The following is a 10,856-nucleotide window of genomic DNA, read 5'->3' as shown; positions in this document are numbered from 1 at the left end:
GGATGCGGCCGCCGCGGCGTTGGTTAGTTAAAGGTTAAAGGTTGGTGGGATGTCTATTTGTCGAATTTGCCCTTGAACTTCTCCAGTTGGCGTTTCAGGGCGTCGATCGCCTCGTCCACCGACTCCTCGAAGGCTTTCGACTGGTGGCAGGCCACCAGGTCCTCGCCGGGCATGTGCAGTGTGATGGTTGCGATCTTGTTTCCTTTTTCGTGGTCCTTATCGAGTTTCAGAATGACGTCTGCGCTCGTCGCGCGCTCCGCGAAGCGGTCAAGCTTGGTCATCTTGGCGTTCACGAATTCGACCAGTTTCTTGTCGGCGTCGAATTTCACGGATTGAATCTGTACGTTCATAGCCTTACGGTTTAATAAGTTAATTACTTCCCTCCCTTTTCACGGGGATGGGCCTTCGCATATACCTCCCGGAGCCGGGCGATGCTGTTGTGCGTGTAGACCTGTGTGGCCTGCAGCGACGCGTGCCCCAGGAGCTCCTGTATCTCGCGCATGTCCGCCCCACCGTTGAGCAGGTGGGTGGCAAACGTGTGCCGCAACACATGGGGACTTTTCTTGCCCTGCACGCCTCCGCGGCCCAGTTCCCGTTGAACGATGCGGTAAACCGCCGTACGGGATACACGCTCTCCTTTCAAAGTTAAAAATAGCGCTTTTTCTCCGGATTTGCAAATATTTTGCCGCCGAATGAGATCGAGGTAGCGCAAAATCTTCTCCCGTACGAACTCCATTACCGGCACGATCCGCTCCTTGTCTCCCTTGCCCCGGATGCGCAGCGTGCGGTAGTCGTCCGAGAAGTCGTCGCAGTCGATGCCGATGAGTTCGGCCAGGCGCAGGCCGCAGGCGTAGAGCATCAGGACGATCAGCGAGTCGCGTTCGCGGAGGGGGGCGTCGCTCTCGGTCTCGCAGTCGCCGACGATGCCCGTCATGCGGCTCTCGGGAACGAAAGCCGGGAGGCGGTGCGGCGTTCTGAGGGCCGGGATCCGGCTCATCACCTCCTTCTCGACGCGGCCCGTGCGGTGCAGCCAGCGGAAGAAACTCCGCAGCGACGACAGTTCGCGGTTCATCGATGCGGCGCCCACGCCGTCCGCCTCCGAGCGGTGGAGGATCCACTCGCGGATGTCGTCGGCCGAGACGCTGCGCGGGTCGAACGTGGCGTCGTCGTCGCCGCGCCACGCCAGGAACCGTTCGATGTCGCGGCGGTAGTTGCGCACCGTGAGCGGAGAGTAGCGGCGTTCGGCCTCCAGATATCGGATGAATTCGTGCAGCATACGATGCAAATATACGCAAAAAGAGGGGAGGGTGCGCTTCGCTCCCTCGGGGATTCTGTCCGCTTTTTCGTATCTTTGTCCGCAAACAGAAACCGAATCGACATGAAACAGACCTGGAAGCCCGGAACGGTGCTCTATCCGTTGCCGGCCGTGCTGGTGAGCTGCGGCGCCCGGCCCGACGAGTACAACATGCTGACCGTAGCGTGGACCGGAACGGTCTGCACCAATCCGCCGATGTGCTACATCTCGGTGCGGCCCGAGCGACACTCCTACGGGATCATCCGTCGCACGGGCGAATTCGTCATCAACCTTACGACGCGCGATCTGGCTCGGGCGACCGACTGGTGCGGGGTCCGCTCGGGTCGTGACTGCGACAAGTTCCGCGAGATGAGGCTGACTCCGGCCCCGGCCGGGGTGGTTGCGGCGCCGATCATCGTGGAGTCGCCCGTGAACATCGAGTGCCGTGTGCGGCAGGTGCTGCCGTTGGGTTCGCACGACATGTTCCTGGCCGAGGTGGTGAACGTGCAGGTGGACGAGGCCTACATCGATCCTGCGACGGGGCGTTTCTGCCTCGAACGGGCCTGCCCGATCGTCTATTCGCACGGGGAGTATTTCGCCCTGGGCGAGGCCCTGGGCCATTTCGGCTGGTCGGTGCGCAAGAAGCGCAAATGACCCCGGATGATGTGCGGGCATGCCTGTGCGTGCAGGGCTTGAAGAACCGGTGTCGTGTTGATGCCGGTTCTTTTTTGTGTCTGTATATCAGATGTTTAATCTTTCTATTTTTATATATAAGTGTCGTTTTTTCAATGAGTTCCCCGTGCAGTATTTCCGGCCGTCGGGGATTTATATGGGTGAAAGCTTTCAGTGAAAAACCGGTTTGGACAAATGGTGATTTGAACTTAAAAAACGGAAACGATGAAAACTTTTTTTGGAAAGAGCTGGATGGCGGTACTTCTTGCCGGAGCCTGCTGCGTGATGGTTGCATGCGATGATGATGACAATGGCGGCGGGCAGACGCCTCCGCCGACCGAGCCCGATATTACGGCCGTTTGCGGCGACTATGCCGGAACGATGTCGGTTGTGGAGGCGGCACCGGCTGCCGACGGCGAAGAGCCCGCAGGTACGGCGATCGAGGCTGTGGTGTCGGAGGCGGAGATCTCCTTCACGGATTTCCCGATTCGCGACCTGGTGGTCAAGGTCCTCGGAACCGAGGAGGGGGTAGATGAGATTGTGGCAGCCATTGGTCAGGTCGATTACCGCGTGCCCTATACGGCCGTGATGAGCGAAGACAAGGCCACGGTTGCGATGACGCTTGCGCCCGAGGCTCTGAAGCTGACGCTCCCGTCCGGCGGTGAAGGCGACGGCGAGATGTCCGATATCGAGATCGAGGTGTCGATCACGGCCGAGGCGGATGCGGTCTACACGCTTGAGTCCGGAAAACTTCTCTTCGGCCTTGCAGCCACCGGGGTCAAGGTGGGCGGTGTGGACATGGAGGCTTTCGAGCCCTTCTCGCTGGCATTCGATCTTTTGCAAAAATAGCTCGGGCCTGGTTGCCGTGTCTGACGGGTGCGGCGCCGGATTCCCGAAAAAAAACGGCCCGAAACGCTGCAATCAGCATTTCGGGCCGTCGTTTTTGCGGGGCGGAGTTATTTTGCTCCGAAGCGGTAGATGCAGGTCTGTGTGTAGGTCTCTCCCGGACGCAGCACGGTCGAGGGGAAGTCGGCGTGGTTCGGGCTGTCGGGGTATTTCTGGGTCTCGAGCGCCAGCGACTCGCGGTAGCGCAGCGCTTTGCCGGTCTTGCCGACCGACGAGCCGTCGAAGAAGTTGCCGCTGTAGAACTGCAGGGCCGGCTGGTCGCTCCACACCTCAAGCGTGCGGCCCGTCGTGGGCTCGTAGACCGTGGCGGCTAGCTCCACTTCGTCGGCTGTCCGGCGGTCGATGATCCAGTTGTGGTCGTAGCCGTGCCCGTTGCGGAGCTGGGCGTTGTCGGCCTCGATCCGCTCGCCGATGGCGTGCGGCTGTCGGAAGTCGAACGGCGTGCCCGTGACGTCGGCGATCTCACCCGTCGGGATCAGCACCGAATCGACCGGCGTTGTCCGGCTCGCGCGGATCGTCAGCACGTTGTCGAGCACCGTGCCGTTCCCCTCACCCTTGAGGTTGAAGAACGAGTGGTGCGAGAGGTTCACGACGGTCGGTTTGTCGGTCGTGGCCTCGTAATCGACGCGGAATTCGTTCTCGGGGGTCACCGTATAGGTCATCCGGATCTGCAGGTTGCCCGGGAATCCCTCCTCGCCGTCGCGGTGGAGGTAGCTCAGCACGAGCTTCTGCTCCGTTGCTTCGCATACGTCCCACACCACGCGGTCGAGTCCCGTCATGCCGCCGTGGAGCGTCTGCCCGTTGTCGTTGGTCGGAAGCGTGTACTCCGTGCCGTCGAGCGAGAAGCGTCCGGCGGCGATGCGGTTGGCGTAGGGACCCACGACGGCTCCGAGGAACCGTTCGCCCGTGTTGTTCACGTAGCGGTCGAGCGTCTCGTATCCCAATACGATGTCTTCGCAGCGGCCCTCGCGGTCGGGGGTCCACAACGAGACGACGCGGGCGCCGTAGTTGGTCGCCTGCAGCGTGATGTCGCCCGCATGGAGCGTGTAGAGGTTTACCTGTTTCCCGTCGATGGAGGCTGCGAAGTTCTCGGCCGGCAGCAGCTCCGGAGCGGCGGACTGTGCGCCGCAGCCCGCCAGTAGGAGGGCTGCGGCGACTGTCGCGATACGATTCATTCTATTGTTCGTTTAAAGAGTTGCAGATGGTGCGGTTGATCTCCCGGATGCGCTCCTCCTCGACCTTCACCACCTTGCGGTCGTAGGTCATCAGGCCGTTTACCTCCACCTCGACGTCGGTCGTCTGCGTGTAGACGGCGGCAGCGAATCCGCAGCCGATCAGGCGGAGCAGTTCGTCGGCGTAGCGGGCATATTCGTCGGTCACCTCCTTCGGGGAGTTGAAGCGCGTGTAGCCCCAGTTGTCGCGGTTCTTGACCCAGACGTGGTCGGGGATCACCAGGCCGATGCCTCCGTATTCGCCCAGTACGGTGGCCCGGTTGGTGTCGAGCAGCGTCATCTTCGGCTGCGGGTAGTGGTGCAGGTCGAGGATGTCGCCCGTGAGGTAGTGGTTGCCGCCGCTGGCGGGGTTCACCAGACGGCTCGGGTCGTAGGCCTTGGTCCATTCGGCGATCTCGGGGCCCTTGAACTGTCCCCATGCCTCGTTGAACGGAACCCAGACGCCGATCGACGGGAACGAGTAGAGGTAGTCGATGATCTCCTTCCACTCCTTGCGGTAGCAGGCCTCCGATTCGGCCGAGCGGTGGCGCTCCTCGCCGGTGAAGTAGCTGTGCATCTGCCACTGCGGACCCTGGTCGCCGTTGGGCATGTCCTGCCATACGATCATGCCGGCCTTGTCGCAGTGGTAGTACCAGCGGGCGGGCTCGACCTTCACGTGCTTGCGGATCATGTTGTAGCCCAGCTCCTTGGTCTTGATGACGTCGAATGCGAGCGCCTCGTCGGTCGGGGCCGTGTAGAGGCCGTCGGGCCACCAGCCCTGGTCGAGCGGACCGAACTGGAACAGCGGCTTGTTGTTGAGGGCCAGGCGAACGATGCCGTTCTTGTCGCGCAGGGTCGAGAATTTGCGCATGGCTGCGTAGCTCTCGACGGCGTCGATCCGGCGTCCGTTGCGCAACAGGGCGACCTTCATGTCGTAGAGGAAGGGCGAGTCGGGGCTCCAGCATTTCGGATCGGCGAGCGTGAGTTCGACCGTTGCGCCGTTGAGTGCCCGGGCCGATGCGACCTCGGCCCCGCCGTCGTAGAGGGTTACCTCGACCAGATCGCCCGGCTGTGCGTTGCAGACGGGAACCTCGACGCGGAACGTCTTGCGGTCGAGGTCGGGTGTCGTGCGCACTTCACGGATATACTGTTGCGGCACGGCTTCGAGCCATACGGTCTGCCAGATGCCGCTGACCGGCGTATACCAGATGCCGTTGGGGTTGTTCACCTGTTTGCCGCGCGGCTGGTAACCCTCGTCGGTGGGGTCCCAGACTCGGACGCGCAGGGTGTTTTCGCCCTTGGCGAGGGCGGCGGTGATGTCGAACGAGAAGGGGGTGTATCCGCCCGTGTGCGAACCGACGCTGATGCCGTTCACCCACACGTCGGCTTTCCAGTCTACGGCACCGAAGTGCAGCAGAATGCGTTTGCCGTTCCATTTCGGGGAGATCTCGAACGTGCGTTCGTACCACAGTTCGTTTTTCGAACCGAGGCGTTCGCCGACACCCGAGAGCGATGACTCGACGGCAAAGGGAACGAGGATCTCGCCGTCGAACGCGGCGGGTTGCTCGCCCAGGGGACGGATGGCGTAGTTCCACAGTCCGTTGAGGTTTTTCCATTCACTGCGGACCATCTGCGGGCGGGGATACTCCGGGAGAACGTTCTGCGGATCGATCTCCTCGCTCCAGGCGGTCCGGATCCGGTCTCCGGCCGGCTGCCACTGTGCCATGCCGCCGAGCGTCGTCAGCAGGGCGGCGGCTGTCAGGATAAGTGTTTTTTTCATATCAGCAAAGCTTTTGGTTATTTGGGTTCGTAAAAATAACCTTTTCTTTGCAATATTCCAAGCCGGTGCGGACATGCCCGGTCCCGATCCGGTGCGTGTCGGGATCGGACGGTTTCCGGCCGTGACGGTGCCTCCTTGCGTTGGAGTTGCGGTGAATGTCGGCCTCCGAGCGGCTGGAGGCTACGGCCAGAACAGGAAGGTGATTTCGTACATGCCTTCGTCCTCGAGGGCGATTCCGATCTTTTCGATCCCTATGTCGATCTTCCCCGTGCCGCTGCGGATGACGTATCGGGTCTGTTCGGAGTCGGCGTAGGTCCCGGAGCCGAGGCGCTCGGAGAGTCGCCCGGTCAGGATGTCGAACGGCCGCCGGGCCTGCTGCAGGGTCGGATAGTGGGTGAGCAGACGTCCCGAAACGGAGTACACCTTTCCGTTTTGCGGGTCGGCCTGCAGGACGACCAGGCAGGGCATGCCGTAGAAGTCGCCTTCCAGCGTGGCCTGATCTGCGGAGCTCCCGAGCAGGCCGGCCAGTTCGCCGTCGTATTCATTCCACGCCGCATCCGTGTCGCCATCGGACAGTTCGGCGAAGCCTCTGTCCCGCAGTTGCCGCTTCGTCTCTTCGAGCGAGCGGCCGAGCGGGACTCCCAGGAAGGTGAGCTCCCCGGATATCCGGCTCCGGGGCAGGCAATCCTCGATGTCGCACTCCTGCAGGAGCGTGTAGTTCCTGTGGCCCGCCCGGTCGGTGCCGGGCAGTTCCCCGGAGCGGTAGTAGACGGCCCGCCTGAAGTCGCGGCTGGTCCACAGCTCCATTCCGGTCTCCTCCGAGTAGGCTCCCGTGTGGATGAACCTCCATCCCCGCTCGCCTTCCTTCAGAGAGAGGCTGTTGCCGCTCCTGAAATCGGGGCCGACTTTCAGCGGACTGTCGGCAATGCCGGTGTAGCAGGGCGTGTTGTAGCCGATGCGTCCCTCCTTACGGTCCTGTTCCGTCAGGTGGCAGTAGTGGGCGATCCACCGGTTCAGCACTTCGACGGCCTCCCTGCGGGTGAGCGGGCCGTATGTGCTCTCCCGTTCGCGGATGCCGTAGTGGAGGTTTTTCCCCGCGTGTTTGGCCAGCACGGCGTTGCCGTCGTCCTGCAACAGCAGTATCCAGATGTCGGAGCCGGCCCGCACGGCCTGTCCGGGATCGGCCTGCCTCCGGGTATCGGACCCGTCGGGGCAGGACACGTAGTAATGTATGCGCGGTGACCGATAGTCGGTGTCGCACGTCTCCTGGGCCTGCAACCCCCACGGGAGCAGCAGGAGGATTGTCAGCAGCTGTTTCATCCTTTTTCGGGGTGTTATCGGATTCCGTCCGTTGCCGGCTTGACGATCAGCCGTTCCATCTTTTCGGCCTTCCCGTTCTTTCCCGTCCGCCGGTAGAGGCTGGCCATGTATCCGTAGACCTCGTTGGTCGCATCGATTCCCAGTGGGTTGGGGTCCCTTTCGACCAGTTGCTCGAACAGAGGCATGACCTTCCCGGTCATCACCTTCAATGCGCCTTTGGGATCGCGGACCGAGAGCCCCAGCGAATGGCAGAAACCCGACAGGACGATCACCTGGGTGTATTCGTCGTTGTCTCGCTCTTCGGTGTAGAGCCTCTCGAAGAGCTCCTTGACTCGGGCGCGTCCCTCTTCGGCGGATCGGGCGAAGTTGCCGCGTGTACTCTCGGCGATCAGGAGCAGCAGCGCATGGTCGGGGGTAAGGCGGCCTTGTGTTGCCGATTCCGAGCGTCGGGCGATTTCGAGCAGCGCATCGCGGTAGGGGGCGAGTCCTTCGTCATGGAAATGTTCCCGGCCGTCGTAAATATTCGTGTCGGGGAGTTGCGCGAGCAGGTCGGCTGCCAGATTGAGCGCCGAGCGCAGGTATTGTTCCGTTGTCGGGCTGCCGAGCAGGAAGTCCAGGTTGCTCAGGGGTTGCGGCCGGCTGACGAACTGGTTGTATACGGTGTCATAGAACGCTTCGAACTGTTCGGTGAAATACGCTTCGTCGGCCGCCAGCCCCATGTCGGCATATTTTCGGGCCTTCTGCGGGTCGGCCAGCAGGGCGGCCCGGTAGAGTTGGAAGGCTAGTGCCGGGTCCTTTGCGGCATATTGTTCCGCAGCGTCGTACGTCTCGAAGAGGCAGAGCAGTTCGGCATGCTGCCCGGCTTGTATCATGCAGTGGGCGGCGATGCCGCAGAGCAGACGGCTGTATTCGTCCGGGGTCTCCGGGTCTTTCGCAGCCCGGGCTATTTCGGCCGAGATGCGTCTGCCGGCTTCCCCGTAGTCACCGTCGATGCAGCTCAGCGTCCCGCGGGCCAGGTCGGTGGTGCGGCATCCGTATCGTTCGCCCAGTGCGGAGAGCATCCTGAGGTCGGGGATGCGGGCGTCGTGTGCGTCGGGGTCCTGCCAATATGCGTAGACCTCGCGTTCTGCGGCGGTTTCGATCATGGGGCGGGCATAGCGTTGGCTGGCATACATCAGTGAATCGACCGCCCGGGTGATCTTTGCAGCCGAGGGACGGTAGTAGAGGAACCGGTTCATGCAGTCCGCGGCCACGTCGTCGAGGTTGAGCCGTGCCGCCCGGTTCCCGAGACGGACCCATGCCAGGGTGTCCCGGGGCGTTTTGCCTGCCTCCATGTCTGCACATCGCAGTCGGTAGAACTCCCGTACCTGCTCCTGTGCTTTCCGGTATATGGTCTTCGGGTCGGGCAGCCTGAGCGAGCGAAGCCGTGCCTGGGATGTCTCCTGCAGGGCCCGTAACCGGGCGGTGTCCGGCAGGGCGACGATGGATGGAGGGGCGGGTGCAATCCGCGGCAGGGACGGCATCTGGGGCTTGTATCGGGTCGCATTGTAGAGGTCTTTGACCCCTTTGCCGGTCAGGGCGTGGATGACCTGCCTCTTCTGGGCCGGACAATCGGTGCCGAAGGCCAGCAGGAGAACGAGCAGGATGGGGATAATCCGTATCTGTTTCATGGCTGTAAAAGGTTTGGAATTGGGTTTCAGACCGGAGGATTGCTGCTTACTTCCCCTTCAGATTTCCGTAGTGCATCTTCGGCGAGAGGAGTGCGGCTGTGGGCAGGTAGGCAGGAGAGGTGAGCGGCTTTTTCGAAATGGGGTTTGGGTTCAACAGTTTGATCCGGAAACGGAACTCCGTGGATATGGAGCCGGCTGCCGTAAACAAAAATAGGGATAAATTTTTGTTTTTGCAAGTCTGTGAGGTTCAATATTCGAATCCGTCTGACATCTTCCGAAGGGCCCCTTTGCAAAGGGCGACGGCGCAGGAGCCGACCGTTTGCCCGGGTATGGAGACTTGGCTGCTGGAATATGGCCGCAGCGTGTTGGCGGGCTTTTCGGTGCAGCCGGTAAAAGCAAACCCCCGCGAGACTTTCGTCTGCGGGGGTTTCAGTGCCCAGGACAGGAATCGAACCTGCACGCCTTGCGGCACACGCACCTGAAACGTGCGCGTCTACCTATTCCGCCACCTGGGCATTGTACCGGTGTTTTCCGGAATTGCGGTGTGCAAAAGTAATGCTTTTTTTTGAATCAGCAAGCATTTTTTGAAGAAAAATTTACTTGCTGAAGAATCTGAACTGAAATACAAGCAGATAGACTACTGCTACCGAAATGTAGGCATCGGCCAGGTTGAAGACTGCGCCGAAGAAGTAGTTGTTGCGGTCTACCAGGAACTCCAGCAGGCGCGGTACATTTTCCCATTGGAAGAGGGGGAAATAGAACATGTCCACCACCTTGCCCATCATGAATCCGGCGTAATGCCCGCCGAATTCGGCTACCGTGTAGGGGGTGGATTCCGAAAAGAGCAACCCGTAGAATGCGCTGTCGAGGATGTTGCCCAGGGCGCCCGCAAGGATCAGGGCCAGTCCGACAAATACTCCCTTCGGGGTGTCGGGCCGGCTGCGGTACAGGTGTGCCGTGAACCAACCGATGACGCTTACCAGGGCGATGCGGAAGAGACCGAGCAGGAGCTTGCCCCAGTCATAGGTGTCGCCCAGCGAGAGGCGCATGCCGAACGCGGCGCCCTTGTTCTCGATGAAGTGCAACTGGAACCAGTCGGGGAAGACTGTGATCGATTCTTCGAGGTGCATGTGGGTCTTGACCCAGATCTTCAGCGCTTGGTCCGCTATGACCAGCAGCAGTACGAGCAGCGATATTTTTTTGAGATTCATCTTGTATAGTTCGGTATATCGCACAAAAGTAGTAAAAAATCCGGGTTTTCGGGACGTCGGGCCGAAATTGTGCCGTCAATTCGTTGTTTTCTGGCTGCTCTTCGGGATCCGGATGCATCGTGGAAGGTCGGCCTCACGGACGATGGCCAATGCTGCCTTTCTCCCGGTGCGCGTGCGGGATATTATGAGGCATGCCGGCCGGCGTGCGGCTGCGTATTGTATGTGGCAGGTGCGGGCTTTGCAGACTGAAGCTGTGGACGAGCGTTCGGTGACGGGCTTTATATAATATATATGTATAATCACCTTTGTTGCGAAATAATGAAGATTTTTACAAAAAAAGATGTCCGAACGCTTGCAGATTCGGAAAAAGTCGCTACCTTTGCATCCGCATTTGAGAAACAACGGTTCTTGCAAATAAGTCGAGAGTTTACAATAAAGGAGCTTGAGATGGTTTTGTTGTTGATTTTAAGCGAAATGCGAAGTTCTTGAAAAAGTTTTTGGAGATTAACGGATAAGCGATTATCTTTGCAGTCCCTTTCGCGATTTAGCTCGGAAACGGGTGGTGAAAAAAAATCTTGAAAAAGATTTGCGGGATTCAAAAATATCACTTACCTTTGTAGTCCCTTTCGCTACTAAACGCGAAACTTTTTTAAACTGGTTCTTTGAATTACTGGTTATATTTGAGAGAAGAATGTAGTATTTATCTGTCAATTTCCTTTAAAGGAAACGAATAGTCAGGACTCTAACGAAACATTGATATTTTTATACAATGGAGAGTTTGATCCTGGCTCA

10 protein-coding genes and 1 tRNA gene are annotated in these 10,856 nt (G+C 59.9%); 2 read left to right on the top strand and 9 right to left on the bottom strand.

Translation table 11 applies throughout. The features are described from left to right. Nucleotides 1-53: 53 nt before the first annotated feature. Nucleotides 54-350: a ribosome hibernation-promoting factor, HPF/YfiA family gene (gene hpf / locus QZL63_RS00155; protein ID WP_022307334.1), complete on the bottom strand. Its 297-nt coding sequence runs from the start codon at nucleotides 348-350 to the stop codon at nucleotides 54-56. A gap of 23 nt (nucleotides 351-373) precedes the next feature. Continuing rightward, nucleotides 374-1,276: a tyrosine-type recombinase/integrase gene (locus QZL63_RS00150; protein ID WP_022307333.1), complete on the bottom strand. Its 903-nt coding sequence runs from the start codon at nucleotides 1,274-1,276 to the stop codon at nucleotides 374-376. 102 nt (nucleotides 1,277-1,378) lie between these two features. Here QZL63_RS00150 and QZL63_RS00145 point away from each other — a divergent pair, with 102 nt between their 5' ends. After that, nucleotides 1,379-1,948 carry a flavin reductase family protein gene (locus QZL63_RS00145; RefSeq protein ID WP_022307332.1) on the top strand — a complete coding sequence of 190 codons (570 nt, stop codon included), beginning with the start codon at nucleotides 1,379-1,381 and terminating at the stop codon, nucleotides 1,946-1,948. 243 nt (nucleotides 1,949-2,191) lie between these two features. After that, entirely contained in the window at nucleotides 2,192-2,815 is a 624-nt protein-coding gene (locus QZL63_RS00140; RefSeq protein WP_022307331.1) for a DUF4840 domain-containing protein, read from the top strand. 107 nt (nucleotides 2,816-2,922) lie between these two features. Here the strand turns inward: QZL63_RS00140 and QZL63_RS00135 are convergent, their stop codons facing one another. The 7 genes from QZL63_RS00135 to QZL63_RS00105 all read right to left on the bottom strand — a co-directional run bounded on the left by QZL63_RS00135 (nucleotide 2,923) and on the right by QZL63_RS00105 (nucleotide 10,064). After that, the gene (locus QZL63_RS00135) at nucleotides 2,923-4,047 is read right to left on the bottom strand and encodes an aldose epimerase family protein (RefSeq protein WP_022307330.1); all 1,125 of its coding nucleotides are present in this window, start codon (nucleotides 4,045-4,047) and stop codon (nucleotides 2,923-2,925) included. 1 nt (nucleotide 4,048) lies between these two features. Beyond that, complete coding sequence (locus QZL63_RS00130; RefSeq protein ID WP_022307329.1) at nucleotides 4,049-5,863, bottom strand: glycoside hydrolase family 2 protein; 1,815 nt, start codon at nucleotides 5,861-5,863, stop codon at nucleotides 4,049-4,051. A gap of 180 nt (nucleotides 5,864-6,043) precedes the next feature. Continuing rightward, on the bottom strand, nucleotides 6,044-7,183 hold the full coding sequence (locus QZL63_RS00125) for a hypothetical protein (RefSeq protein ID WP_022307328.1): 1,140 nt from the start codon (nucleotides 7,181-7,183) through the stop codon (nucleotides 6,044-6,046). Between the two features lie 14 nt (nucleotides 7,184-7,197). Continuing rightward, nucleotides 7,198-8,853 carry a hypothetical protein gene (locus QZL63_RS00120; RefSeq protein ID WP_022307327.1) on the bottom strand — a complete coding sequence of 552 codons (1,656 nt, stop codon included), beginning with the start codon at nucleotides 8,851-8,853 and terminating at the stop codon, nucleotides 7,198-7,200. Nucleotides 8,854-8,899: 46 nt separating this feature from the next. Then, nucleotides 8,900-9,061, bottom strand: a complete 162-nt coding sequence (locus tag QZL63_RS00115) for a hypothetical protein (RefSeq protein WP_290585003.1) — start codon at nucleotides 9,059-9,061, stop codon at nucleotides 8,900-8,902. Nucleotides 9,062-9,286: 225 nt separating this feature from the next. Next, a tRNA-Leu gene (locus QZL63_RS00110) sits at nucleotides 9,287-9,368 on the bottom strand. An 81-nt stretch (nucleotides 9,369-9,449) separates the two neighbouring features. Further along, nucleotides 9,450-10,064: a signal peptidase II gene (locus QZL63_RS00105; RefSeq protein ID WP_022307326.1), complete on the bottom strand. Its 615-nt coding sequence runs from the start codon at nucleotides 10,062-10,064 to the stop codon at nucleotides 9,450-9,452. Nucleotides 10,065-10,856 lie beyond the last annotated feature (792 nt).

Origin of the sequence: Alistipes sp. CAG:268, assembly GCA_000434235.1 — a bacterium.
GTDB classification, from domain to species: Bacteria; Bacteroidota; Bacteroidia; order Bacteroidales; family Rikenellaceae; genus Alistipes; species Alistipes avistercoris.
The sequence above is the reverse complement of the archived record's forward strand: the minus strand, read 5'-3'. Positions and strand labels throughout refer to the sequence as shown.

What these genes read in the sequence shown, in the direction of transcription:
- hpf (WP_022307334.1), bottom strand. Translation starts at nt 350, where the DNA reads ATGAACGTACAGATTCAATCCGTGAAATTCGACGCCGACAAGAAACTG.
- QZL63_RS00150 (WP_022307333.1), bottom strand. Translation starts at nt 1,276, where the DNA reads ATGCTGCACGAATTCATCCGATATCTGGAGGCCGAACGCCGCTACTCT.
- QZL63_RS00145 (WP_022307332.1), top strand. Translation starts at nt 1,379, where the DNA reads ATGAAACAGACCTGGAAGCCCGGAACGGTGCTCTATCCGTTGCCGGCC.
- QZL63_RS00140 (WP_022307331.1), top strand. Translation starts at nt 2,192, where the DNA reads ATGAAAACTTTTTTTGGAAAGAGCTGGATGGCGGTACTTCTTGCCGGA.
- QZL63_RS00135 (WP_022307330.1), bottom strand. Translation starts at nt 4,047, where the DNA reads ATGAATCGTATCGCGACAGTCGCCGCAGCCCTCCTACTGGCGGGCTGC.
- QZL63_RS00130 (WP_022307329.1), bottom strand. Translation starts at nt 5,863, where the DNA reads ATGAAAAAAACACTTATCCTGACAGCCGCCGCCCTGCTGACGACGCTC.
- QZL63_RS00125 (WP_022307328.1), bottom strand. Translation starts at nt 7,183, where the DNA reads ATGAAACAGCTGCTGACAATCCTCCTGCTGCTCCCGTGGGGGTTGCAG.
- QZL63_RS00120 (WP_022307327.1), bottom strand. Translation starts at nt 8,853, where the DNA reads ATGAAACAGATACGGATTATCCCCATCCTGCTCGTTCTCCTGCTGGCC.
- QZL63_RS00105 (WP_022307326.1), bottom strand. Translation starts at nt 10,064, where the DNA reads ATGAATCTCAAAAAAATATCGCTGCTCGTACTGCTGCTGGTCATAGCG.